At 63.8% G+C, this 22,983-nt stretch carries 25 protein-coding genes; 15 read left to right on the top strand and 10 right to left on the bottom strand.

Features of this window, described 5'->3' with window-relative positions; all coding sequences use genetic code 11:
* Window positions 1–437 (bottom strand): flagellar biosynthetic protein FliO (locus XI04_RS20615; protein ID WP_271623753.1); only part of this gene is annotated, 437 nt, incomplete at its 3' end.
* A 352-nt stretch (window positions 438–789) separates the two neighbouring features.
* On the opposite strand from XI04_RS20615, the gene flgB reads away from it, so the two are divergent.
* The 10 genes from flgB (at window position 790) to XI04_RS20565 (ending at window position 10,082) form a co-directional block, all read left to right on the top strand.
* The gene (gene flgB / locus XI04_RS20610) at window positions 790–1,194 is read left to right on the top strand and encodes a flagellar basal body rod protein FlgB (protein ID WP_028142767.1); all 405 of its coding nucleotides are present in this window, start codon (window positions 790–792) and stop codon (window positions 1,192–1,194) included.
* A 40-nt stretch (window positions 1,195–1,234) separates the two neighbouring features.
* Window positions 1,235–1,660, top strand: a complete 426-nt coding sequence (gene flgC / locus XI04_RS20605; protein ID WP_018321863.1) for a flagellar basal body rod protein FlgC — start codon at window positions 1,235–1,237, stop codon at window positions 1,658–1,660.
* Between the two features lie 16 nt (window positions 1,661–1,676).
* The gene (gene fliE, locus XI04_RS20600; protein WP_018321864.1) at window positions 1,677–1,985 is read left to right on the top strand and encodes a flagellar hook-basal body complex protein FliE; all 309 of its coding nucleotides are present in this window, start codon (window positions 1,677–1,679) and stop codon (window positions 1,983–1,985) included.
* A 137-nt stretch (window positions 1,986–2,122) separates the two neighbouring features.
* Entirely contained in the window at window positions 2,123–2,386 is a 264-nt protein-coding gene (gene fliQ / locus XI04_RS20595) for a flagellar biosynthesis protein FliQ (protein ID WP_018321865.1), read from the top strand.
* Window positions 2,387–2,403: 17 nt separating this feature from the next.
* Complete coding sequence (gene fliR, locus XI04_RS20590) at window positions 2,404–3,180, top strand: flagellar biosynthetic protein FliR (RefSeq protein WP_028142768.1); 777 nt, start codon at window positions 2,404–2,406, stop codon at window positions 3,178–3,180.
* A 4-nt stretch (window positions 3,181–3,184) separates the two neighbouring features.
* Window positions 3,185–4,264 (top strand): flagellar biosynthesis protein FlhB, encoded by a 1,080-nt coding sequence (gene flhB / locus XI04_RS20585; protein ID WP_028142769.1) that lies wholly within the window; start codon window positions 3,185–3,187, stop codon window positions 4,262–4,264.
* Window positions 4,265–4,419: 155 nt separating this feature from the next.
* Entirely contained in the window at window positions 4,420–6,999 is a 2,580-nt protein-coding gene (gene cckA, locus XI04_RS20580) for a cell cycle histidine kinase CckA (RefSeq protein ID WP_271610334.1), read from the top strand.
* Between the two features lie 359 nt (window positions 7,000–7,358).
* Entirely contained in the window at window positions 7,359–8,366 is a 1,008-nt protein-coding gene (locus XI04_RS20575) for a Tim44 domain-containing protein (RefSeq protein WP_097668917.1), read from the top strand.
* Window positions 8,367–8,509: 143 nt separating this feature from the next.
* Window positions 8,510–9,193 carry a lectin gene (locus XI04_RS20570; protein WP_271610335.1) on the top strand — a complete coding sequence of 228 codons (684 nt, stop codon included), beginning with the start codon at window positions 8,510–8,512 and terminating at the stop codon, window positions 9,191–9,193.
* Between the two features lie 181 nt (window positions 9,194–9,374).
* Window positions 9,375–10,082 carry a glutathione S-transferase gene (locus XI04_RS20565; protein ID WP_038971618.1) on the top strand — a complete coding sequence of 236 codons (708 nt, stop codon included), beginning with the start codon at window positions 9,375–9,377 and terminating at the stop codon, window positions 10,080–10,082.
* A 1-nt stretch (window position 10,083) separates the two neighbouring features.
* Here the strand turns inward: XI04_RS20565 and XI04_RS20560 are convergent, their stop codons facing one another.
* Together XI04_RS20560 and XI04_RS20555 are read right to left on the bottom strand one after the other, a co-directional pair.
* Complete coding sequence (locus XI04_RS20560; RefSeq protein WP_095425273.1) at window positions 10,084–11,709, bottom strand: AMP-binding protein; 1,626 nt, start codon at window positions 11,707–11,709, stop codon at window positions 10,084–10,086.
* Window positions 11,710–11,711: 2 nt separating this feature from the next.
* Window positions 11,712–12,356 (bottom strand): TetR/AcrR family transcriptional regulator, encoded by a 645-nt coding sequence (locus XI04_RS20555; protein WP_028142775.1) that lies wholly within the window; start codon window positions 12,354–12,356, stop codon window positions 11,712–11,714.
* Between the two features lie 37 nt (window positions 12,357–12,393).
* Here XI04_RS20555 and XI04_RS20550 point away from each other — a divergent pair, with 37 nt between their 5' ends.
* A complete protein-coding gene (locus XI04_RS20550; protein ID WP_333915798.1) occupies window positions 12,394–13,338 on the top strand; it encodes a crotonase/enoyl-CoA hydratase family protein in 945 nt (314 codons plus the stop codon).
* Window positions 13,339–13,415: 77 nt separating this feature from the next.
* Here XI04_RS20550 and XI04_RS20545 read toward each other — a convergent pair whose 3' ends face one another.
* A complete protein-coding gene (locus XI04_RS20545) occupies window positions 13,416–13,709 on the bottom strand; it encodes a DUF1330 domain-containing protein (RefSeq protein ID WP_152102706.1) in 294 nt (97 codons plus the stop codon).
* A 34-nt stretch (window positions 13,710–13,743) separates the two neighbouring features.
* Window positions 13,744–14,736: a zinc-dependent alcohol dehydrogenase family protein gene (locus tag XI04_RS20540; RefSeq protein WP_028142778.1), complete on the bottom strand. Its 993-nt coding sequence runs from the start codon at window positions 14,734–14,736 to the stop codon at window positions 13,744–13,746.
* Window positions 14,737–14,839: 103 nt separating this feature from the next.
* Here XI04_RS20540 and XI04_RS20535 point away from each other — a divergent pair, with 103 nt between their 5' ends.
* Complete coding sequence (locus XI04_RS20535; RefSeq protein ID WP_038971620.1) at window positions 14,840–15,805, top strand: AraC family transcriptional regulator; 966 nt, start codon at window positions 14,840–14,842, stop codon at window positions 15,803–15,805.
* A gap of 417 nt (window positions 15,806–16,222) precedes the next feature.
* On the opposite strand, the gene XI04_RS20530 is transcribed toward XI04_RS20535, so the two are convergent.
* The 4 genes from XI04_RS20530 to XI04_RS20515 form a co-directional block, all read right to left on the bottom strand.
* Entirely contained in the window at window positions 16,223–16,897 is a 675-nt protein-coding gene (locus tag XI04_RS20530; protein ID WP_271610336.1) for a methyltransferase family protein, read from the bottom strand.
* Between the two features lie 83 nt (window positions 16,898–16,980).
* Window positions 16,981–18,102: a helix-turn-helix transcriptional regulator gene (locus tag XI04_RS20525; protein WP_095425270.1), complete on the bottom strand. Its 1,122-nt coding sequence runs from the start codon at window positions 18,100–18,102 to the stop codon at window positions 16,981–16,983.
* A 362-nt stretch (window positions 18,103–18,464) separates the two neighbouring features.
* Window positions 18,465–18,638 carry a hypothetical protein gene (locus XI04_RS20520; protein WP_018321873.1) on the bottom strand — a complete coding sequence of 58 codons (174 nt, stop codon included), beginning with the start codon at window positions 18,636–18,638 and terminating at the stop codon, window positions 18,465–18,467.
* A gap of 340 nt (window positions 18,639–18,978) precedes the next feature.
* Entirely contained in the window at window positions 18,979–19,452 is a 474-nt protein-coding gene (locus tag XI04_RS20515) for a hypothetical protein (protein WP_028142782.1), read from the bottom strand.
* A gap of 122 nt (window positions 19,453–19,574) precedes the next feature.
* On the opposite strand from XI04_RS20515, the gene XI04_RS20510 reads away from it, so the two are divergent.
* The 3 genes from XI04_RS20510 (at window position 19,575) to XI04_RS20500 (ending at window position 21,868) form a co-directional block, all read left to right on the top strand.
* Complete coding sequence (locus XI04_RS20510; RefSeq protein ID WP_028142783.1) at window positions 19,575–19,796, top strand: hypothetical protein; 222 nt, start codon at window positions 19,575–19,577, stop codon at window positions 19,794–19,796.
* Window positions 19,797–19,802: 6 nt separating this feature from the next.
* Entirely contained in the window at window positions 19,803–20,036 is a 234-nt protein-coding gene (locus XI04_RS20505) for a type II toxin-antitoxin system RelE/ParE family toxin (RefSeq protein WP_245448835.1), read from the top strand.
* A gap of 176 nt (window positions 20,037–20,212) precedes the next feature.
* The gene (locus XI04_RS20500) at window positions 20,213–21,868 is read left to right on the top strand and encodes a fumarate hydratase (RefSeq protein WP_038948099.1); all 1,656 of its coding nucleotides are present in this window, start codon (window positions 20,213–20,215) and stop codon (window positions 21,866–21,868) included.
* A gap of 57 nt (window positions 21,869–21,925) precedes the next feature.
* On the opposite strand, the gene XI04_RS20495 is transcribed toward XI04_RS20500, so the two are convergent.
* A complete protein-coding gene (locus tag XI04_RS20495; RefSeq protein WP_038948098.1) occupies window positions 21,926–22,975 on the bottom strand; it encodes a DUF3616 domain-containing protein in 1,050 nt (349 codons plus the stop codon).
* Window positions 22,976–22,983 lie beyond the last annotated feature (8 nt).

Genomic DNA, 22,983 nt, shown 5'->3' with positions numbered 1-22,983 from the left:
AAGGACGGGCGCGCGGGCCGCGGCGGCGGCTCGGGCATCTGCGGCTCGGGATGATCGAGCAGTTCGGGCCGCGGTGCTTCGTCGGCCCAGCTGCTGGTATCCGGCATGGGCGCGAGCCGCGGCGGTTCCGCGGCGTTCGGACGCTGCGGAAGCTGGTCGCGGCCGGGCGCGGCGCGAACGATATTGGGCTCGACGACGATATCGGTCGGCCCGCCGATCATCAGGAGATGCTCGACATTGTCACGCCGGACCAGCACCAGGCGGCGCCGACCGTCGACCGCGGCAGCGTCGATCACCGCGAGCCGGGGCATCCTGCCGCGCTGGGTGTTGGCGCCGACCCGGCTGCCGGCGAATCGGCGAACCAGCCAGGCAGCGACGCCGATCAACGCCAGAACGACGATGAACGCGACGATGAAGGTGATAGGGCTGCCTTGCATACTTGTCCCCGACAAATGGCGCTGTTCTCGTGCCCGTGGTCAGACGCGCCAACCACCGGCTTAACGATGCCCCAAACTGCGATCTCTTAACGTCCCACGGCAAGTTTTGCCGTCCCCAACTCTTAATAACCTATGAATCGCTCGATCCAAAACGACTTCTTGGCCCGTGAATGCGCCGCCAAATGGTTGGGTTAATGCCATTTTTGGAGGCGTAGAATCACGGGGCGCAAAATAGTGTCCCGCCCGGGGACACGCCTCGAGGGCGTCCTTAACCAGCTGTTAACCATACACGCGGCAAATTCTGCCTAGTTGCGGACCTCAAGGTTCGCAAGAGGCGGAAGGAGCCGCGACGATGTCCATCAACGACCTCCCGGTGCTGTCGGCGCTTCGCACCAAGATGCAGTGGCACCAGGAGCGCCAGCGCGTCCTGTCCGAGAACGTCTCCAATTCCGACACGCCCAAATTCCGGCCGCGCGACCTGGTCGAGCCGAAGCTCGACAAGTCCGGGGCCGTCACAGGCTCGATGGGCCCCCTCGCGCTCGCCCGCACCAGCGGTTCTCACATGACGCCGTCAGGGGCTGCTTCCGGATTCGACCAGAACAAGAATGCGGGGTTCGAGACCCGCCCCGCGGGCAACGCCGTCAATCTCGAAGAGGAGATGATGAAGGCGGCCAGCAACCAGATGGACTACGCGGCGGCGACCTCGCTCTATTCGAAGAGCCTGCATCTGCTCAAGACCGCGATCGGCAAGGGCTAGCCGCATGATCCGGGAACAGAAGAGCTAGAGGAGGCGCATCATGGCCAATGACAGCAGCGACTTTGCCCGCTCGATGGCGATCGCGACCTCCGGTCTGCGGGCGCAAGCCGGCCGCATGCGGGTGATCTCGGAAAACATCGCGAACGCGGATTCGACCTCGCAGACCGCAGGCGGAGATCCCTACCGGCGCAAGGTTCCGACCTTCTCCTCCGCGCTCGACCGCACGCTCGACGCGCAGGTCGTCACCCTCGGCAGGATCAAGCCGGACCAGTCGAACTTCCGCGTCAAATACGAGCCGAACAATCCGGTCGCTGACGCCAGCGGCAACGTCAAATATCCGAACGTGAACTCGGTGGTCGAGATGACCGACATGCGCGACGCGCAGCGGTCCTACGAGGCCAATCTCAACATCATCAGTGCGACGCGCCGGATGATCCAGCGCACGCTCGACATCCTCAAGAGCTGAACAGGACAATTGAGCCATGGCATCACCGACAATCGCGGCCAACGCTTATGCCAACCTCGCCCGGGTGCTGGAGAACAGCGGTGCCGGCAAAGCCACCGAGGCAGGCGGGCAATCCTTTGCCTCGATGCTGAAGGACGCCGTCGGCAGCGTCATGGAGTCCGGCCGCAAGTCGGATGCGCAGACCGTGGCGATGGCCTCCGGCAAGGCCAACGTGATGGACGTGGTGACGGCGGTGGCGGACACCGACGTCGCGGTGTCCACGCTCGTCTCGGTCCGCGACCGCGTGATCGCGGCGTATGAAGACATCATGAAGATGCCGATCTGACGCGCACTGTCATTCCGGGGCGCGACGAAGTCGCGAGCCCGGAATCATGGTGCGACCAACGCTGCGGCCCGATGGATTCCGGGTTCTCGCTTCGCGAGCCCCGGAATGACGACAAACAATTCAGAGTAGGAATTCAAATGACCGGACCCGAAACCCTCGACGTTGCGCGCGATGCGATCTGGACGATCGTGATCGTGTCCTCCCCCCTGATGGTGGTCGGTCTGGTGGTCGGCGTCATCGTGTCGCTGTTCCAGGCGCTGACGCAGATCCAGGAGCAGACGCTGATCTACGTGCCGAAGATCCTCGCCATCTTTGCCACGATGCTGCTGGCGCTGCCGTTCATGGCGGACGCGCTCCACGCCCACATGCTGCGGATCTCGTCGCGAATCATCGGCGGCTGAGGCAAGATGCGTCAATCATGCGCATCGACGTCTCGCTACTGCCGGCGCTCGCCGCTTCCTTCATGCTCGCCTTCGCCCGGGTCGGCGCGATGGTGATGCTGTTGCCGGGGCTGGGCGAGACCAACATTCCGACGCGGATCAAGCTGTCGATCGCGCTGGTGCTGACGCTGATCATCCTGCCGCTGCATCGTAACGCCTACCAGGTCGACATGGGATCGCTCGCGCCGCTCCTGGTCCTGATGCTGCATGAGATCGCGATCGGAATCGTGCTGGGCGCGACCGCGCGCGTGACGCTCTCGGCGCTCCAGGTCGCGGGATCCGTGATCGCACAGCAGATGGGACTCGGTTTCGTCACCTCGGTCGACCCGACGCAGGGCCAGCAGGGCGTGCTGGTCGGCAACTTCCTGACCATCCTCGGGGTAACGCTGCTGTTCGCCACCGACAGCCATCATCTGGTGATCGCGGCGCTGAACGACAGTTACACGATCTTCTCGCCGGGCGAGACCGTATCGAGCGGCGATGTGGCCTCGCTCGCAACGCGCGCCTTTGCCGCCGCGTTCCGCCTCGGCCTGCAGCTGTCGGGGCCGTTTCTGGTGTTCGGCCTGGTCTTCAACATCGGCCTTGGCGTGCTGGCGCGGCTGATGCCGCAGATGCAGGTCTATTTCGTCGGTGTGCCGCTCTCGATCTTCGCGGGCTTCCTGGTGCTCGCCGTGGTGCTCACGGCGATGATGGGCACCTATCTGGATTACTTCATCGGTGTCATGCACCAGTTGATGCCGCTGAGGTCACGGTAGATCGATGTCAGAAGACAAGGACCCAGAGAGTCAAACCGAAGACCCGACGCAAAAGCGTCTGGACGACGCGCTCGAACGCGGCGACGTCGCCAAGAGCCAGGAGATCAACACCTGGTTCATGATGGCGGGCGGCACGCTCGTGGTCTCGACCTTCTCGGGCTCGGTGGGCAGCGGGCTGCTGGCGCCGATGCGGGGCCTGCTCGCCAATTCCTGGATGATCAAGACCGACGGCAAGGCCCTGCTCGCGCTGATGCAGCAGATCGAATTCGCCCTGCTTGCGGCGATCGGCGTGCCTCTCTTGATGCTGATGCTGGCGGCGATCGCCGGAAACATGCTCCAGCACCGCCTGGTCTGGTCGACCGAATCCCTGACGCCGAAGTTCAGCAAGATCTCGCCCGGCGCCGGCTTCAAGCGCATCTTCGGTAAGCAGGCGGCGGCCAATTTTCTCAAGGGCATCGGCAAGCTCGTGCTGCTCGGCGTGGTCATGACCATGATCCTCTGGCCGGAGCGGCACCGCATGGAAGCGATGGTCAGGCTCGATCCGGCTGCCATGCTCGGCGCCAGCACCAGCATGACGATCCATCTGCTGGGTGCGGTGGTCGCAGCGCTCGCGATCGTCGCCATTGCCGACTATTTTTTCCAGTACCGCAGCTGGTTCCAGCGGCAGAAGATGTCGCTCCAGGAGATCAAGGAAGAGTTCAAGCAGTCCGAAGGCGATCCGCACATCAAGGGCAAGCTCAGGCAGTTGCGGCAGCAGCGCGCCAAGAAGCGCATGATGGCGGCGGTTCCCAAGGCCTCGGTGATCATCACCAACCCGACCCACTATTCGGTGGCGCTGTCCTACGAGCGCGGCATGACGGCTCCGATCTGCGTCGCCAAGGGCGTCGACAATCTCGCCTTCAAGATCAGGGAGATCGCGCGCGAGCACGACATCCCGATCGTGGAGAACGTGCCGCTCGCCCGCGCGCTCTATGCCACCGTCGAGATCGACCAGGAAATCCCGACCGAGCACTACCATGCGGTCGCCGAAGTCATCGGCTACGTCATGCGGCTGAAGCGCGGATTCAGCGCCGGGCGAGAATAAAACACCCGAAAAGTACCGGAAATGGCCGTAATCTGGGAATCAGCGTACCTTTCGCCCCTGCTGCCCTTGCACCTCAGGGTCCGATTCAGGCAGGGAGGACCCCACGCGCCCCGTAGCGCGTTGATTCTCTGCCGACAGGCTGCGCCAGCTCGAGAATGACCGCCGAGACCGACCACGACCTCACCCGCGAGCCCGTTGCGACGCACGAGCCGTCGCCGCGCTCGGGTAGCATTGCGTTGGTGCTGCTGGTGGCCGCCGGCCTCGTCGCCGTCGCCGTCGGGCTGATGACGCTCGGGCGCGCGCAGGCGCAGCCCTATATCCTCGGCATCCTCGCCGTGCTGGCCATGGTCGGCCTGTTCAACCTGTTCGCCTTCGCCGCCGGGATCATCCGCTTCGCCGACCGCAGTCTCGATGATCCGGTCGTGGGCCGCATCGCCGATCATGGATTCGACGGGCTAGCGGTTACTGATGCCCGCGGCCACGTGGTCTATTCCAACGCCGCCTATCTGACGCTGACGGGCGCGACCGGGCCGCAGGACGTGCGCCCGGTCGAGCGTGTCTTCATCGGCAATCCCGACGTCTCCGAAGCCGTGTTCCGCCTGCTCAAGGCCGCGCGCGAAGGCAAACGGCAGCAGGAAGAGGTCCGCATCTCCGGCCAGGACGGCAGCCAGGGCCGTTGGTTGCGCATGCGGGTGCGCCCGCTCGGCACCGGCAAGCGCGAGGCGAAATACGCGGTGTGGTCGATCGCCGACATCACCCGTGACCGCGAGCGCCAGGAGGACGTGTTCCAGGAGCTCCAGCACGCGATCGAATATCTCGACCACGCGCCGTGCGGCTTCTTCTCGGTCAATCCGGCCGGCGAGCTCGCTTATGTCAACGCGACGCTGGCGAACTGGCTCGACTACGACCTCGCCGAGATCGGCTCGGGCGGCCTGAAGCTGACCGACATCGTCTCCGGCGACGGCGCCTCGCTGCTGACGTCGATCGTGGCGGTGCCGGGCGAGGTGAAGACCGAGGTCTTCGACATCGATCTGCGCATGCGCACCGGCAAGACCATGCCGGTGCGGCTCTATCACAAGCTCGCCTTCGGCGCCGACGGCGCGCCGGGGCCGTCGCGCACGCTCGTCATCAGCCGCGCCCGCGACGAGCGCAGCGATCCCGACCGCGCCGCCGAAGTGCGCTTCATGCGCTTCTTCGACCATACGCCGATGGCGATCGCGACCGTCGATCGCGGCGGCAACGTGGTGCGCGCCAATGCCCGCTACGCCAAGCTCGGCCAGGCGCTCGGGCTCGACAGCGCCTCCAAGTCGATCTTCCGCGCGGTCAATGCGCGCGACCGGCACCTCCTGATCGCGGCCATCAACCAGGCCGCCGACGGCCAGGCCGACATCGCCCCGGTCGAGGTGGCGCTGGAAGGGACCAAGGAGCGCTGGGGCCAGTTCTTCGTCACGCCGGTCGATGCCGCCGAGAACGAGGCGGAAGCCGCCATCGTGCACATGCTCGAGACCACCGAGCGGCGCGCGCTGGAGAACCAGATCAACCAGTCGCAGAAGATGGAGACGGTCGGCCAGCTCGCCGGCGGCATCGCCCACGACTTCAACAACGTGCTCTCCGCCATCATGATGGCGAACGACTTCCTGCTGAACGCGCACAAGCCGACCGACCCGTCGTTCCAGGACATCATGCAGATCAAGCAGAACGCGACGCGGGCCGCGACCTTGGTGCGGCAGCTGCTGGCGTTCTCGCGGCGGCAGACGCTGCGGCCGCAGGTGCTCGATCTCGGCGACGCGCTGTCGGATCTCGCCATGTTGCTGCGCCGCCTGATCGGCGAGAAGGTCAAGCACGAGACCATCCACGGCCGCGATCTCTGGCCGGTCAAGGTCGACGTCTCCCAGTTCGAGCAGGTGATCGTCAATCTCGCGGTGAACGCGCGCGATGCCATGCCCGACGGCGGCAAGCTGATCATCCGCACCGCCAACGTCACCGCGGAACAAGCGGCCAAGCTCGCCTACAAGGGCATGCCGGCCGCGGATTATGTCCGGATCGAGGTCGCCGACACCGGCACCGGCATTCCCGCCGACATCCGCGACAAGATTTTCGAGCCGTTCTTCTCGACCAAGGAAGTCGGCAAAGGTACGGGTCTTGGCCTTTCCACGGTCTACGGCATCGTCAAGCAGACCGGCGGCTTCATCTACGTCGATTCCGAGCCGGGCCAGGGCACCTCGTTCCACATCTTCCTGCCGCGTCACCATGCCGAGCCTGAAGCGCAGGTCGAGCAGCCGGCGGCTCTGGTGAGCGCGACCAGCGGCGCCGGGAAGGACGCCGCGGCGGCCGAGGTCAAGCCGCGCACCGATCTCACGGGGCAGGGCACCATCCTGCTGGTCGAGGACGAAGAGGGCCTGCGCGCGCTGAACGCACGCGGCCTGCGCTCGCGCGGCTACACCGTGGTCGAGGCCGAGAACGGCGTCGAGGCCATGGAAGTGCTGGAGGAGCAGAGCGGCGCGATCGATCTCGTCGTCTCAGACGTCGTCATGCCCGAGATGGACGGCCCGACGCTTTTGAAGGCGATGCGGGAGAAAAATCCCGACATCAAGTTCATCTTCGTCTCCGGCTATGCCGAGGACGCCTTCGAGAAGAGCCTGCCCGAAGGCCAGCAGTTCGACTTCCTGCCGAAGCCGTTCACGCTCAGCCAGCTCGTGGCGGCGGTCAAGGAGACGATGGCGAAGCAGGGGTGAGGATAGGCGGCGCACGCCGTTCGCCCCTCCGTCATTGCGAGGAGCCCGCGACAAAATTGCGTAGCAATTTTGCGCTGGTGCGACGAGGCAATTTAGAGTCTTTCCGCTGAGGCAGTCTGGATTGCTTCCGCCTTCGCCGAGGCTTCGGCGGACAAGTCGCTACGCTCGCATGACGGGGAAAGAGCGGAAATCTCGGCCCAAACCGCCGGTATCCCGCGACCACGGTTCCTTGGCGCGCCCGGCCAAGCCCCCGCCAAATATGGGCTTTTGCCACATCCCCGCGACTGAGGGCCGCAGCCATAGGTCCCGAAACCGGCTTCACTTTTCGGGAAGTCTGCCCATCTTAGGCGCACGTCCCCATGCCGGGGATTTGGGAAACGCACATGAATTTCTCGCTACGCTCCCGCAGTCTCTTCAAGACCATCGCTGTCGTGCTGGCGCTTGCGCTGCCGACTGCGCTGGCGATCTCGTCTGCCGACGCGCGCGTCGGCGGTGGCGGCTCGTCGGGTTCACGCGGCTCGCGCACCTATTCGGCCCCGCCCTCGACCACGACGGCGCCCGGCTCGGCCTCGCAGTTCAACCGCACCTACACCCAGCCGGGTGCAGGCATGAACTCGGCTGCTTCCGCGCCCGCGCGCGGCGGCCTGTTCGGCCGCGCCGGCGGCTTCATGGGCGGCCTTGCGGCCGGCTTCCTCGGCGCCGGCCTGCTTGGCATGCTTTTCGGCGGCGGCCTGTTCGGCGGCCTCGGCGGCCTGTCCTCGATCCTGGGCCTGATCATCCAGATCGCGCTCGTGGTGCTGGTGGTGCGGCTGGCGATGTCCTGGTGGCAGCGCCGTCACACGCCGCAGGCGGCCTATGCCAATGCGGAGGCGGGCGCAGGTTCCGGACCGCAGCCGAACCAGCGCGGCGGCCTTGGTGGTGGTCTTGGCGGCTTCGGCTTCGGCGCGAATGCCAATAACGCGCCGCTCGAGATCAAGCCGGACGATTACGAGGCGTTCGAGCGCCTGCTCGGCGATGTCCAGACCGCCTGGTCGAACGAGGACGTGGCCAAGCTGCACACGCTCGCGACGCCGGAGATGGTCTCCTATTTCGAGCAGGACCTCGCCCAGAACCGCGCGCGCAACGTCGTCAACAAGGTGACTGGCGTCAAGCTGCTGCAGGGCGATCTCGCGGAAGCCTGGCGCGAAGGCGAGACCGACTACGCCACGGTGGCGCTGCGCTTCGCGCTCACCGACAAGACGCTGGATCGCAACAGCGGCACGGTCGTCGCCGGCAGCGAGCAGCCGGGCGAAGTCACCGAAGTCTGGACCTTTGCCCGACGGCCCGGCAGCGGCTGGGAATTGTCGGCGATCCAGCAGACCAACTGATCGCAAAGCGATGGAGAACAAAGGGCGTCGTGCTCAAGCACGGCGCCCTTTTCTTTTGTGCCCCTTCATCGCGGCATCGGAATAAGTGGGGGCGCATCGGGTTGAAATCAGGCGGCCAACGACAAACACAACGGGAGGACAAGATGATCCGTATCAAGAGATCCGTGACGATTTCAGCGCTCGCTGCGGCCTCGCTTGCATTGCTTGGGGCGCCAGCCGTGCAGGCGCAGTCGGCCGACATGACGTTCTTCGTGACGTCCAACGGCCCGGGCAAGGGCGCCGATCTCGGCGGCCTGGAGGGAGCCGATGCGCAGTGCACGAGGCTCGCCCAGACCGCCGGCGCCGGTGCGAAGACCTGGCGCGCCTATCTCTCGATGCAGGCCGCCGACGGCAAGCCGGCCGTCAACGCGCGCGATCGCATCGGCAAGGGACCGTGGCAGAATGCCAAGGGCGCGGTCATTGCCAAGGATGTTGCCGAGCTGCACGGCCCCGCCAACAACCTCACCAAGCAGACGGCGCTCAGCGAGAAGGGCGAGGGTATCAACGGTATGGGTGACCAGCCGAACCGGCACGACGTCCTCACGGGATCGCAACCAGACGGCACCGCGTTTGCCGGTCCGGACGATCGCACGTGCAAGAACTGGACGTCGAGCACGCAAGGCACCGCGATGGTCGGCCATTTCGATCGCAAGGGCCTGCGCGATGACGAGCCGTCAAAATCCTGGAATAGCTCGCACCCCTCGCGCGGTCCCGATGGTGGCTGCTCGCAGGCCGATCTGAAGAGCACGGGCGGCGACGGCCTGCTGTACTGTTTCGCTGCGAATTGAGAGGCCGAGCTCCCTCGGCTCGTCATTGCGAGCGTAGCAATCCAGACTATCTCCGCGGAAAAGCTCTGGATTGCTTCGCTAACGCCCGCAATGACGTGTGGGGCCGACGTTCCGCCTCCCCACGACGGAACTTGCGCCGCATGCTAGGCTTGTCCTGCCTGCGTCTCAAAGGACCTCTCCCATGAAATACGAGCTCTACTACTGGCCCGAGATCCAGGGCCGCGGCGAATATGTGCGGTTGGCGTTGGAGGAGGCGGGGGCCGCTTATGTCGACGTCGCGCGCGGACCACGTGGCACAGCTGCGATGATGAAGATGATGGATGCACAGAAAGGCACGCCGCCCTTTGCGCCGCCGTTCCTGAAAGCCGGCAAGCTCGTCATCGGCCAGACCGCCAATATCCTGCTCTATCTCGGTAGCCGCCATGCGCTCGCGCCGAAGACGGAAGCCGGCAGACTCTGGGTGCACCAGCTTCAGCTCACCATCACCGACCTCGTGGTCGAGATCCACGACACCCATCATCCGCTCGGACCCTCGCTCTATTACGAGGACCAGAAGCCGCCGGCGAAGAAACGCACGGCCGATTTCTGGGAGGAGCGGGTGCCGAAATATCTCGGCTATTTCGAGCAGCTTCTCACCGGGAATGGCGGCGCCTATGTCACCGGCCGGCGGCTGACTTACGTCGATCTCTCGCTGTTCCAGATCGTCGCGGGGCTGCGCTATGCCTTCCCCAGGCGCATGAAGGCGTTCGAGACAGACATTCCGGGCCTCGTTTCCCTGCACGACCGCATCGCCGCGCGGCCGAACATCGAGGCCTATCTGGCAAGCGAGCGCCGCATTCCCTTCAACGAGCAGGGCATCTTCCGCCGCTATCGCGAGCTGGATGGCTAGTCTAGTCCATCCGCTCGAGCGAGCCCGCAGCCAGCGCTTCCCGCAGGCGGAACTTCTGAACCTTACCGGAGGCCGTCAACGGAAATTCGGAGCAGGCGAACCACAATATCGGCGTTTTATGTGGGGCCATTGCGTCGCGGCAATGCGCAGTCAGTCGCTCGGCGCATCCTGAAGCGCTTGACGACAGGCGAACGGCTGCTGCGACGACTTCGCCCCATTTCTCGTCCGGCGCCCCGAACACGGCGACGTCGGCGACCTCCGGATGGCGCAAGAGGCAGGCTTCGATCTCGACGGGATAGATGTTCTCTCCACCGCGGATGATCATGTCCTTGAGGCGACCGGTAACGCGGATATAGCCGCCCTCGTCGATCGTTCCCAGATCGCCGGTACGCAGCCATCCGTCGGACGTGATAGCCTGTTGGGTGTCGTCCGGTGCGTCGAAATAGCCGATCATCGTCTGGTACCCGCGGACTTGAATTTCGCCCTCTGTACCCGTCGGCAAGACACGAAAATCGCCGGGATCCGCGATGCGCACCTCGACGTTCCATAGCGGCTTTCCTACCGTATGAAGCCGTTCAAACTCCGGATCGTCGTCGCTCGTCTGCGCGACGATCGGGCTGAGCTCGGTCTGACCGAAGACGGTGACGACCGGAAGACCAAGCGCATCTTTCACGCGACGGTGTATCTCCGGCGAGACCGGAGCGCCCCCGGACAGCGCCACACGCAAGGACGACAGATCGTGCGGGGTGGCCTTCATCGCCTCGATCAGCGCGAGCAGCATCGTAGGAACGCCGAAGAGGACCTGCGCCCTGGACGCTTCGATGGCCTGCAGGACCGTTGGCGGATCGAAAAAGAGCGGGAGCACCAGTGTCGCGCGTGAGGTCATGCAGCCGAGCACGCTCATGACCGACCCGGCGGTGTGAAAGAGCGGCATCGGACTCAGCAGTACGCTGTCTTCTAGACCTGCTCTGGCCGCCACATAGCTCGCGTTCGTCACCAAGCCGCGGTGATGGAGGAGCGCCCCTTTAGGCTTGCCCGTGGTCCCGGAAGTGTACTGGATCTGCGCCGGATGCTGCGAATCGATCTCCGGCAACGCCGCTTCCGGCGTGTTGCGGATCTCGTCAAGCCAGCCTTCGAAGCAATAGCGGTGGATGCCGAGACCTTCCAACTCGCGGGCGATGGCACCTGTATCGACTTCGCGGAAACTCGATAGATGAAAGAGAGCTGATGATCTGGACTGCCGAAGAACGAATTCGAGCTCGCTCGGCTTGAACGCGGGATTGGCGGTGACCAGGATCACGCCGGCAAGCGCCGCCCCGTACTGCAAGACAACCCACTCCGGCACGTTCGGGGCCCAGACGCAGATGCGGTCTCCGCTCTCGACCCGTTGTAGCAGCCAACTCGCGCAACGCTGCGCATCGTTGTACAATTGAGCGTACGTCCACCGACGGTCAGTGCGTGAGGCCCCGACTGGGGAGGCCATCGATGACGGAACGACTTCGACCAGCGCTTCGCGATCAGGCACGGTGCCGGCAGCGGACGTGAGAGCACGACCGATGCTGACGTCGAGGATCGGCCGCGACGGATCGGCGGGATAGTAGGAATTGCGAAGCCTCGTTTCGTCCATGTCTAAGCCCCCTGACTCTTTTGTCTGTTTCGGACGTTGGATTTCGTCTCGAGAACCGTCCGCATCGCTTCTGCCCAGGCGGCGATGAGGCGCTCGCGCTTTCGCGCCGAGCTTCGGAGGTTGTCCGAGATCGCCAACCCCCTGATGAAATGGAGCGTCAGCGCCACGAATTCATCGTAGGCTTCCGATTCCGTCCATTTGCCAAAGAGCTGCAAATAGACTCGTTCGAGATCACGACGCGCGCCGCGCTCGGCCGCGATGAGCGCCTGCTTCAAAGCCGCGTCCGTGCGTGCGACGGCCCAGAGTTCAAGCTCGGCGAGATAGGCGGGCTGATGGGCGGCGAAGGCCAAGGCCTCGATGGCCGACTGCAGGGAATCCGACGATGCGCCGCTCGCCGCGCGGGATTGCGACACCGCCCGCTCATTGCGGCGGACAAGCTCCGCGACGGTCGCGGCCAGAAGCGATGCATGGTTGGGGAAATAATGCAGCAGGGCGCCCCGGCTAACTTCTGCCCGATGCTGGACAGCGAGGGTGGTCGTGCCGGCTACGCCGTGTTCGATCAGACATTCGACCGCGGCGTCGAGCACTCTCGATCGCATGGTCTCGGAGCCTTCAGACCCGCGCACGGACTTCGCCGCTCTGGACATGCACTTCCTCCTATCGACAGTCAGCGTTGACTGTAGCATGAGATGTGCTACAGTCAATGATGACTGTTTATGCCCGGAGGATACTATGCCGAATTTTTCGACGCTAAGCATCGTGACCCGCGAGGACGCTCCGCGCATCGCTCGCCTCGTCCTCAACCGCCCGGAACGCTTCAATGCCATCGACGATGCGATGCCGGCCGAAATCCGCGCCGCCGTGGAGTGGGCCGAGAAGAATGACGACGTGCATGTCCTCGTTATCGAGGGCGCCGGCAAGGGCTTCTGCGGCGGGTACGATCTCGTCGCCTATGCGGAAAGCGAGATCGAGCATCCATGCCAGCAGGAGAGCGAGCCTTGGGATCCGCTCGTCGATTACGCAGTCATGAAGAATAACACCGAAAACTTCATGAGCCTATGGAAATGCTCCAAGCCGACGATCGCAAAAATCCACGGCGCGGCGGTAGCTGGCGGTAGTGATATCGCGCTGTGCTGCGACCTGATCGTAATGGCAGAGGACGCCCGGATCGGCTACATGCCGACGCGGGTCTGGGGATGTCCCACCACCGCAATGTGGACATTCAAGCTCGGCCCGTCGCGCGCGAAAGAGCTCATGTTCACCGGCAACATGATCGACGGCCGGACGGCGGCCGAGTGGGGTCTGGCCAACGCCTGCGTGCCGATGGAGCAGCTCGAGAACGCGACCAGGAAGCTTGCGGACCGGATCGCCGGGGTGCCGAAGAGCCACCTTGCCATGCATAAAATGGTGGTCAACCAAGTCATGCTGAATATGGGATTGGAGCAGACGCAGTCGCTCGCCACCCTGTTCGACGGCATCACGCGTCACAATCCCGAGGGTCTGTGGTTCAGGCGGTACGCCCAGAAGCACGGCTTCAAGGCCGCGATCGAGTGGCGCGACAGCGGACGTCCGATTCCGGAGCGCGACGAGGCACGCAAGCAGATCAGCGAGTTGAAGAGCGGCACCTAGCGTGTTGCGCGAGAAGCGATCGATCGCGGCGCGATTTTCCCTTCTTCGAGAACGTCGCCGAAAGTGGACAGTCCGTCTCAGCCATCGACCCCCTGAACGATGATCGATCGATAGTCCGCGCCCAAAAAGCGGTGTCGGACGGCAGCTTGGTATTGGGGGCTGTCATAGAAGGTGCGCGCGGTCTCCATGGTCGGGAAGCTGACCATCACCACGCCTTCAGGCGAAGGCCCCTCCAGAACGTCCTGAGCGCCGTAGGCCGCGAGAACCGTCGCTCCCGAATTCCCCAGTAGGGGGGTGACCATTTCGGCATAGGTCTCCAGTTCACCCGCGTTGCGGGTGCGTTCGCGAATGAAGATGGCATAGACGCTCATCGATTAAAATCTCCGTTGAGGGTTCAAGATGAAATCAGTGCTGAACGACGATCTTGCCGAAGACTTGGCGTCGACCCAGGTGTTCGATCGCCGCTCGCGCCTCCTCGAAGATGAAGGTACTGTCGATGACGGGTTTCAGGCCAGTTCGAGCGACGAAGCGCGTGAGCTCCTCAAGATCGCGGCGGCTGCCGGTCGTGATCGTCTGGAAGCGAGCAAAGCTAAAAAACATCGCCTTGTAATCGACGCTGCCCGCAAAGCCGCCGAGCACGCCGACCAGCGAAATCTGTCCGCTGGGAGCGATTGCCTTGATGGACTGCGCAAGCGAGGTCGCACCGCCCGTCTCCACGATACGGTCAATCCCACGATCGGTCATTGCGCGTGCCGTGGAGCCCCAGTCCTGATCGGCGCGATAATCGATGACCTCGTCAGCGCCCAGCGCTCGCAGACGATCGGCCTTTTCCGCGCTTGAGGTGGTGGCGATGACACGCGCACCCAACGCTTTGGCCAATTGCACTGCGAAGATTGAAACGCCGCCCGTGCCTTGCGTCAGCACGATGTCGCCCGCCCGGACGCCGGCAAGAGCCGACCAAGCAGTGACGCCCGCGCAGGTCAGAGCAGCGGCCTCTGCGAACGACAAAGTATTGGGCGCGGCGACCAGGGCTTCGGCGTCGACGACCTTATACTCGGTCAGCCAGCCATCCCGTTCGACCGAATATTGCTCTGCACCAGCCTCGAACGCGCCACCGAACCAGGTCGGAAAGAAGCTGCTGACAACGCGGTCGCCGATTGCAAAGCGGGTTACATCCGATCCTACCGCCTCGATTTCACCAGCCGCATCAGACAGCGGAACGACGTCCGCCTTGGCGGGAGCAGGGAATATCCCGGTGAGAAGGGCGAGGTCGCGAAAGTTAAGGGCCGTGGCGCGGACCCTGACCCGAACTTGTCCAGGTCCGGGAACGGGAAGATCCTCCTCGATGATCTTCAGGTCGTCGAGCGATCCAATCTTATTAGCTCTGTAGCTTCGCATGTCCCTCTCCAATCGATGAGGTGGGATAGATAGACTGGCTCGATCGTATGAGTAATGGCCCAAGCGCCTTGATTCCTGACCGATCGTCCGATATCGAATCGGGATGGATCCCTTCGACGACGTTGTGAGCGCGATGAGCGTGGCGAGTTCGCTCTATGTGCGATTCCGCTTTACCGCGCCGTGGGGTGTGGCATTCGATACCGGCTATCAGGCCCGGCTGGTGATGATCGCAGAAGGTGTGGGCTGGTTGCTGTCCGAGGGTGAGGTTCCCCTACCAGTGGCCAAGGGCGATTGTCTCATCGTCAAGGAAGGCACGCGGTTCGCGCTGGCGGATCGGCCCGACAGTGCCCTCGTGGATTGTGTGAACCTGTTTGCGGACCTGCCCGGCTTCTCGGAAGGGACCGGCTTCACCACCATCCCTGACCGCACGGTCAACTATGGCGGTAACGGCGCGCTGATGGAAATGGTATCGGCGCGTCTTTCATTCGATCCGATCGCGGCCGAGCCCTTGCTCGCCTTGTTGCCCGATCTGCTCCACGTTCGCTTGGCGCATGGTGACCTCGATCTGCTCGAGACCACCCTAGGCCTGATTGGCCTGGAAAGCCGCGCAGATGGGCTCGGCGCGGACTTAGTGGTAGAGCGACTGACGGACGTGTTGTTCATTCAAACGATCCGCGCGTGGGTTGCGGCGGACGGGACACGGGCCGGCGGGTGGCTTGCTGCGCTGAGGCACAGATCCTTGGCCAAGGTTATTCGCTCCGTTCATGCGGACATCGCACGCGACTGGACGGTCGAGGAGATGGCTCGTGTCGCAGGCGTCTCGCGCTCCACCTTCGCTCAGAACTTCCGTTCGGTTCTCGGAGAGACGCCGCTGAGCTATGTGACGCGGTGGCGGATGTATCGCGCCAAAACCCTGATGCGGAAGGGCGCGGCCTTGGCGGAAGTGGCGGTCAGGGTCGGGTATGACTCCGATACCGCGCTAAGCCGCGCCTTCCGGCGTGTCGAGGGACTGGCGCCTGGAGAGTGGCGGCGCACCTTGGCTGCGGAGGCGAACAGGCCTGCGTTATGATCCGCGGCGTGCGGCCGGGTCCAGATCTTCGTCAATATTGCGGGCCTCTCAACCCTTCTCGACTGCGCTCCAGCTAGAGCGTTTTCGAGCGAAGTGGATACCGGTTCGCGTCAAGAAACGCGTCAAAAAATAGAAACTTAGCCGGTCCGGAGGGAGGCTGGCGGCAGCCCCCGTTCCGGACCGGCCGCTTCGGGCGCGATCAATCGCCCGAAAACGTCATGGCTGCCGCCGGGCTGCGCGTGCGCCGGACCAGGATGACCGTCTGAAGCATCGGGAGCGGAAGAAAGCTCTGGCTGGTCGGGGCAGGGCGGCTTGCAGAACATCGTCGCGTCTTTCGTTGCGTTGCGTGCCGCCGCTGTCTAGCGAAGTCCGCTTTCGGCGGCGTCAGCCGTTCGGAGGAGGCAGCGCAATGCGCGCTCACCAAACGCCGGGCATCAGGCGATAGCGCACCCGCGCCGCATAATCGGCATAGCCCGGCAGGCCCTCGCGCAAGGTGCGCTCCTCGATTCCGATTCGGATCGCGAACAGGAGGACCAGGAGCGGGACCATCACGAGTCCCCACCACGAGCCCAGCAGCAGCGGCACGCCGGCGAAGAACAGGACCATGCCGCTATACATGGGATGACGCACATGGGCGTAGGGACCGCTCGAGATCACGCGCTGGGCGCGCTCAGCCTGCAGTTTCACCACCGGCGCAGCGAACGAGTTTTCGCGGAACACCCACATCGTGGACAGTGTCGAGGCCAGGAACAGCGCAAGGCCGAACGCCTGGAGTGCGACCGGCATGTCGGACGATTGAAGGCGCCGGTCGACGCCGATCAGCACCAGCCAGGCCAGCATCGCGACGACGAAGACGCTCATGAACAATTTGTCGGCTGCTGGCTGATCCTTCTGCAGCACCGGCCGCAGCCGCTCGGCCAGCAGCGCCGGATCGATCCGGTAGAGCCACCAGCCGCAGAGCGGGCCGAGCAGGGTGCATGTCGCGAGGAACACCCAGGCCGAAGGCCAGCGCAGCGTCCCTGCGGAGGCGAACAGCAGCGCGCCCATCGCGGCGGTGGTGATCGTGTTCTGCAGCAGCAGTCTGGAGATCATTGGCGATCTTGTTCTGTCCCACGCCGGCGTATTGATAGCCTGCTTTCCGGCAAACATGCGGCGCGAGGCGACAGGGACCGGGTTCAGACCTTGATCGGCGGTGTAAAGGCCGCGATGAGCCGAACCAGATCCGCCTGTCGTTTGGTTCCGGTCTTGGCGAAGATCCGGGCGAGATGGGTCTTGATCGTGGATTCGGCGATGCCCATGCTCCTGGCCACGTCGGGAACCCCGCCGATCTCGACGATGGACAGGAAGACGCGCAGCTCGGTCGGCGTCAGCCTGAACAGCTTGCGGATGAGGTCGGGCGCGACGATCGTATCGAGCGCTGCCTTGCTGACGAACAGGACGGCGCAGGCGTCGTAGCTCGCTGCGAACCTTTGCCGGCGCCCGGCGGTCAGCGGCAGGAGATGCGCGACAAAATGCGCGCCGTCGCGGGCCGTCAGATGCAGCGAGATGCTCGCGCTCGTCATCGCGCGGTCGCCGACAACCGTGCCCGCCAGCGCCTGCCGCAGCACGCGATCGGCATTCGGCTCGGACGTCACCAGCCGGCCACGGACCGAACGAAGCACGTCGGCCTCGTCCAGGATGTCGCGCGCGCTGGCATTGGCGTGCGTGATACGAGCCTCGGCATCGAGCAGCAGGATGGCGGTTCGCAGGGCGTCGAGCGTGCGCATCGACGTCGTCTCCAATGCGTTCTGCTGCTGCAGCTTCTGCCTGACGACCATGGCCCGTTGCAGGTGCGGCGTGAGGTGGGAGATCACCTGGTACATCCTGCGGTCGACGGGGCCGCCGGCCTTCATGATCGAGAGGCGGGATATTCCCTCAGGCGATTTGTCGAGCAGGATATTGGCGGCGTCCTCGAGGCCCTGCGGCCGCGTCCATTCGTTGTAGAACATGGTGGTGCGGAATTCGTCGACGTCGATCCAGTCCCTGATGGTCTGGATCTGGCCGACCGGCGCGTGGAGCACGCTGCGCGACGGATCGAACGGTTCATAGGTTTCGATGTAGGACTGAACATAGGCCGGCTCGACACCAACGGCATGCGCGATCACGGCCTCGCCGTCTGCTCCGATCCGGACCAGACCGCCGCTTTGGCCGCCCGCCAGGTCGACGATGCAACGAAGCGTCGCCGACCATCGGGAATCGTCGAGCGCTGCATCGTAGATGCCCGCCACCAGCGACAGCAGCTCTTCATTCAGTTCCATGGTTTGTCCCATCGACGCATGCTCATTCGGCCTCGCAGATGAGCACGCCGCATGCGGAAATTTGATGAGCCGGATCACACTTGAAGGCCGCGCCGAGCCGGAGCGGTGGTTTTCGGCCCAATCGTGCGCGTAGGGAAAATGGCCGCGGTGGGGCAGGCGGGCCGGGTGCAAGGTTCGCGTGGATGCGAACAATCGCGCGCCCATGGCGGCAACGAGCGTGGTGTCAAGCAACGGCCGTCTTGCGATCATGCGCAGGTCCCGGGGTGGCCGCGCATGATGTTCCCGCTATCCGGCGAAGATGCGCCGGACACGAAACAGGCCCGATCGACCGGATCGGGCGATTCGTCCTTCGAGAAGATCGATCAGGCGAGCTGATCGATCCGCGTGCCCTGACCCGGCGGCAGCGGTGCGGGCGGCTGCGGCTTGTAGGTGGGGTCGGCGTCCTTGGTCTTGGTCTGATCGTCCTGCTGCTTGGTCGTGTCGTAGCTCGGAACCACGATCGCGATCGGCGGCGGCGCAACGGTGGAAACCTTCATCCGCAAATCCTCACACATGGAAACAATTGACCCTGCGCTGCGAGGAGCGAAAATTCCTTCAAGGCAATCGTTAAAATGCGAGCGATTGGTGTGGTAGGAGGCGCTGTTCGTGCCCCGCACCGTGCCTTATGCGAGCGACGACTAAACCCTCCTCGTCATTGCGAGGAGCTTTTGCGACGAAGCAATCCAGACCGTCACCGCGGAAGGATTCTGGATTGCTTCCGCCTTCGCCAAGGCTTCGGCGGACAAGTCGCTCCGCTCGCAATGACGGAGTACGTGGCGACCTGCGTCGCGTCGCAATTGCACCTTGTCCGCAGCAAGTGCGGAAGAGGGCCTCCGCCTATTCGTCCTTGCCGCGCGTGATCGCGATGGACGCGTCCTTCTTGGTGCGGGTGCATTCCATGTTGAGTCGCCGATAGCGCATGCTGATCTTGTCGCCGCGCAGCAGACCCATCCGCTTCAGGCAGCGTGTCGCGCCCGTCGTGGTGTCGTCCTTGGTCACGGTGAAGACGATCGCCGCCATCGATCCCACCAGCGCATAGAATTCCGGCGTCGGCTTGCGATCACCTTTGGCATAGAGCTCGATGGAATATTTGTCGCCGCGGCAACCCACGGACAGCTCCTTGGCCGCCGGGTGCGTCAGGTAGACGGTGTTCGCAGCGCGGAAGTTCACCTTGAGGCGATCGACCTGGTTCGCCAGCTCCTTGGCACTGTCGTCGCAGCGGTCGGCGCGTGCGGGCGAAATGAGGGTCACAAGGCCGGTGATGGCGGCGGCGACCAGGATCGCGCCGCGGACGTTCAAGTTCAATGTCATGATGAAAAGCCCCTTAGGGCGCGCATTCAAGCGTCGTCGGGCGCGAAGCGCAAGAGTGGGAACGGGCATTTCCCCGTGCGGCTTGGCTGTTCTCTCGCCTGCAATCTGCTATACTTGATTGTATGACCAAGCTCCTGGACGAGGCTATCCGTCAGGTCGTGCAGCTTCCCGAAGGCGAGCAGGATGCCGCCGCGGGGGCGTTGCTCGACTATGTCAAACACATGCGGGACATCCAGCTGACCGAGGAGCAGATCGCCGAAGTGCGCCGTCGCCGAGCCGATCCAAACCGCAAATTCCTCTCCCTGGATGAAGTGCGTGCGCGCGTCGAGCGCTTTGGGTCCTGAGGGGCCATGGAGCTGATCTTCGATGATCAGGCGGTTGCTGATCTCGAAGGTATCTTCAACTGGATTTCACAGGATAGTCCGGCCGCTGCCCGGAAGGTGACCGATCGGCTGCTCAAGAGTATCGGGCAGTTGACGTCCTTCCCCTTTATGGGGCACGTCGGGCATGATCCCCAGACATTTGAGTGGTTGTGCCCCGGCTCCCCTATGAGGTCGATGTGTTACGCGCACGAGTTGTCGTAACTGCAGTATTTCACGGCGCACAGGCCCGAGATTCTTGAGTGGGCGCCTGCCCCTTGCCGGGAGACAGAATGGGGTCTCTTCCATGCGCTCCGCTCACTTCCCTTTGCAGCAAAAAAGCTTAGAACGCTTCTATGCTGAGAGGCCCGCCAGGGCTCCAAAAACCCGAGATTCGCTCCATGAACGCTCCGACCGCCTTCCCCGACCCGTCAAAGCCCGTTCCGCCCTACAAGCACACCCCGCTATTCCCGCTGGGCAAGGACGAGACGCCCTACAAGAAGATCACGGCCGAGGGTGTCAGGGTCGAGAAGGTCCTGGGCAAGGACATGCTGGTGGTGTCGCGCGAGGCGCTGCGGGCGCTGTCGGAGGCGGCTTTCGGCGACATCAACCATTATTTGCGCCCCGGCCATCTGAAGCAGCTCCGCGCCATCCTGGAGGACGGCGAGGCCAGCCCGAACGACAAGTTCGTCGCGCTGGACTTTTTGAAGAACGCCAACATCGCCGCCGGCGGCGTGCTGCCGATGTGCCAGGACACCGGCACCGCGATCATCATGGGCAAGAAGGGTTGCAACGTCATCACCGACGGCGACGACGAGGCGGCGCTGTCGGAAGGTGCGCGCGACGCGTATCTGCGCCGCAATCTGCGCTACTCGCAGGTCGCGCCGCTCTCGATGTACGAGGAGAAGAACACCGCCAACAACATGCCGGCGCAGTGCGAGATCTACGCCGAGGGCGATGACGCCTACAAGTTCATGTTCATGGCGAAGGGCGGCGGCAGCGCCAACAAGAGCTTCCTGTTCCAGGCGACGCCCTCGGTGCTGACCAAGGACCGGCTGCTCGCGTTTCTCAAGGAGAAGATCCTGACGCTGGGCACCGCGGCGTGCCCGCCCTACCACCTCGCGATCGTGATCGGCGGCACTTCGGCCGAGCTCTGCATGAAGACGGTGAAGCTCGCTTCCGCCCGCTATCTCGATGCGCTGCCGACCCACGGCTCGCCCGACGGCAACGCCTTCCGCGACGTCGAGATGGAGAAGGAAATCCACAAGATGACGCAATCGCTCGGCGTCGGCGCGCAGTTCGGCGGCAAGTACTTCTGCCACGACGTCCGCGTGATCCGCATGCCGCGTCATGGCGCATCGCTGCCGATCGGGCTCGGCGTTTCGTGTTCTGCCGACCGCCAGGTGCTCGGCAAGATCACCAGGGACGGCGTCTATCTCGAGGAGCTCGAGCACAACCCGGCGCAATATCTGCCGCAGGTCGAGCAGGCGCTCGGCGGCGAGGTCGTCAAGATCGATCTCAACCAGCCGATGAAGGACATCCTGGCGACGTTCTCCAAGCATCCGATCAAGACCCGCGTCTCGATGACCGGCACCATGATCGTCGCGCGCGATAGCGCCCACGCCAAGCTGCGCGAGCGACTGGAGAAGGGCGAGCCGCTGCCGGACTATTTCAAGAACCACCCGGTCTATTACGCCGGCCCGGCCAAGACACCCGAGGGCTACGCCTCCGGCGCGTTCGGTCCGACCACGGCGGGCCGCATGGATTCCTTCGTCGACCAGTTCCAGGCCGCCGGCGGCTCGATGGTGATGGTGGCCAAGGGCAACCGCGCGCCGGCCGTGCGCGAGGCCTGCAAGAAGTATGGCGGCTTCTATCTCGGCTCGATCGGCGGCGCCGCGGCGAACCTTGCCGAGCACTGCATCAAGAAGGTCGAGGTGCTCGAATATCCCGAGCTCGGCATGGAAGCGATCTGGCGCATCGAAGTCGTCGACTTCCCCGCGTTCATCATCATCGATGACAAGGGCAACGACTTCTTCAAGGAGCTGAACCTGGGCTAGCCAGTCCTGCGTCGTCCGCCGGTTCTCGAACCGGCGGACGATTTACGCAGCGCGCGCTCAGCGCTTTATTGTGAACGACATCGCGCCGCCATTTTCGGCGCTATCGAACATGACAAGCACACGGATGTTGGCTGCGTCTTCCTCGAGGGGAAGCAGAATTTCCGCTTTCGCCTCTTTTGGGGCTGTGCTCAAATCGAGCGTCGCCAGGGATTTGGCAGTCTTGCTGCTGCCGTCCCACAGCCAGACGCTATAGGGAACGTCTTCGTCACGCGTCGGCCCTGCGAGGATCAAGATGCCGTTGTTCACCACGGCAAGGTCGCGGATGCCGGTATTCTCCCCGAGATCGAGCGGCGTCGAGGCGGGTTTGAGATCGTCGTCCTTGGTAAAGAGCGCGCTTGCATCGACGCTGAGCACAAAGGCCTGACGGTTCAGCGATGGACCTCGCAGCCCGAAGTAAATGCGGTCGTTCCTGACTGCAATCCCTTCGACGTTGACACCGCCTTCCGCGAGCGGCTTGTTGAACTTCGATCCGACGTCGTTACTCTTTTCAATCACTTCGCGCAGCCGCGGGCTCGGCTCGACGCCTTCGACCTTCTTGGCGTTGGGTTCGGTCTTGGGTGCGCCGGTTTGCGGATCCACGGCAATCCGAAACACGACATAGCTCGACAGATTCTCCTTGTCGCTCTTGCGGCTTCGGCCGTGCGAGCCGGTTACATAGAAGAAGCCCTTTTCATACGCGACGCCTTCGGCATCGGGGTCCTTGTCGTCATCCGAAAGCCGGATGAGCTTCCGGGGAACTAGGACGTTGCCTTCGATCGAGAAGAACTGTGCGTATTTCTTCTCATCATTGGCGATCAGGCATGACGTGAACTTCGGCGTGGTGGGCACGCACGCCGCTCCGCTCAAATTCATGCGTGGCTGATCCTTGAACTTGTCGTCCTTGTCGTCTTTCTCGAAGATCGAGGCGGGCTTCCAGGCGGTTGCCTCCGGGGCAATCTTCGGCGGCAATTGTTCGCCGTGCCCGGTCGACATCGCTGCTCCGAGCAGAATGCAAACGAACGCGGCTGTCAGTGATCGATGAAATGCATGCATGATGCTGTACGGCATTCTTCCCT

Source organism: Bradyrhizobium sp. CCBAU 11430 (assembly GCF_028128855.1).
Classification (GTDB): domain Bacteria; phylum Pseudomonadota; class Alphaproteobacteria; order Rhizobiales; family Xanthobacteraceae; genus Bradyrhizobium; species Bradyrhizobium ottawaense.
Note: the sequence above shows the minus strand (reverse complement) of the source record. Positions and strands in the feature narration are given on the sequence as shown.

Excerpts from the sequence above, each read along its gene's own strand:
- flgB (WP_028142767.1), top strand. The coding sequence starts at position 790 with ATGTCCATCAACGACCTCCCGGTGCTGTCGGCGCTTCGCACCAAGATG.
- flgC (WP_018321863.1), top strand. The coding sequence starts at position 1,235 with ATGGCCAATGACAGCAGCGACTTTGCCCGCTCGATGGCGATCGCGACC.
- fliE (WP_018321864.1), top strand. The coding sequence starts at position 1,677 with ATGGCATCACCGACAATCGCGGCCAACGCTTATGCCAACCTCGCCCGG.
- fliQ (WP_018321865.1), top strand. The coding sequence starts at position 2,123 with ATGACCGGACCCGAAACCCTCGACGTTGCGCGCGATGCGATCTGGACG.
- fliR (WP_028142768.1), top strand. The coding sequence starts at position 2,404 with ATGCGCATCGACGTCTCGCTACTGCCGGCGCTCGCCGCTTCCTTCATG.
- flhB (WP_028142769.1), top strand. The coding sequence starts at position 3,185 with ATGTCAGAAGACAAGGACCCAGAGAGTCAAACCGAAGACCCGACGCAA.
- cckA (WP_271610334.1), top strand. The coding sequence starts at position 4,420 with ATGACCGCCGAGACCGACCACGACCTCACCCGCGAGCCCGTTGCGACG.
- XI04_RS20575 (WP_097668917.1), top strand. The coding sequence starts at position 7,359 with ATGCCGGGGATTTGGGAAACGCACATGAATTTCTCGCTACGCTCCCGC.
- XI04_RS20570 (WP_271610335.1), top strand. The coding sequence starts at position 8,510 with ATGATCCGTATCAAGAGATCCGTGACGATTTCAGCGCTCGCTGCGGCC.
- XI04_RS20565 (WP_038971618.1), top strand. The coding sequence starts at position 9,375 with ATGAAATACGAGCTCTACTACTGGCCCGAGATCCAGGGCCGCGGCGAA.
- XI04_RS20560 (WP_095425273.1), bottom strand. The coding sequence starts at position 11,709 with ATGGACGAAACGAGGCTTCGCAATTCCTACTATCCCGCCGATCCGTCG.
- XI04_RS20555 (WP_028142775.1), bottom strand. The coding sequence starts at position 12,356 with ATGTCCAGAGCGGCGAAGTCCGTGCGCGGGTCTGAAGGCTCCGAGACC.
- XI04_RS20550 (WP_333915798.1), top strand. The coding sequence starts at position 12,394 with ATGAGATGTGCTACAGTCAATGATGACTGTTTATGCCCGGAGGATACT.
- XI04_RS20545 (WP_152102706.1), bottom strand. The coding sequence starts at position 13,709 with ATGAGCGTCTATGCCATCTTCATTCGCGAACGCACCCGCAACGCGGGT.
- XI04_RS20540 (WP_028142778.1), bottom strand. The coding sequence starts at position 14,736 with ATGCGAAGCTACAGAGCTAATAAGATTGGATCGCTCGACGACCTGAAG.
- XI04_RS20535 (WP_038971620.1), top strand. The coding sequence starts at position 14,840 with ATGGATCCCTTCGACGACGTTGTGAGCGCGATGAGCGTGGCGAGTTCG.
- XI04_RS20530 (WP_271610336.1), bottom strand. The coding sequence starts at position 16,897 with ATGATCTCCAGACTGCTGCTGCAGAACACGATCACCACCGCCGCGATG.
- XI04_RS20525 (WP_095425270.1), bottom strand. The coding sequence starts at position 18,102 with ATGGAACTGAATGAAGAGCTGCTGTCGCTGGTGGCGGGCATCTACGAT.
- XI04_RS20520 (WP_018321873.1), bottom strand. The coding sequence starts at position 18,638 with ATGAAGGTTTCCACCGTTGCGCCGCCGCCGATCGCGATCGTGGTTCCG.
- XI04_RS20515 (WP_028142782.1), bottom strand. The coding sequence starts at position 19,452 with ATGACATTGAACTTGAACGTCCGCGGCGCGATCCTGGTCGCCGCCGCC.
- XI04_RS20510 (WP_028142783.1), top strand. The coding sequence starts at position 19,575 with ATGACCAAGCTCCTGGACGAGGCTATCCGTCAGGTCGTGCAGCTTCCC.
- XI04_RS20505 (WP_245448835.1), top strand. The coding sequence starts at position 19,803 with ATGGAGCTGATCTTCGATGATCAGGCGGTTGCTGATCTCGAAGGTATC.
- XI04_RS20500 (WP_038948099.1), top strand. The coding sequence starts at position 20,213 with ATGAACGCTCCGACCGCCTTCCCCGACCCGTCAAAGCCCGTTCCGCCC.
- XI04_RS20495 (WP_038948098.1), bottom strand. The coding sequence starts at position 22,975 with ATGCCGTACAGCATCATGCATGCATTTCATCGATCACTGACAGCCGCG.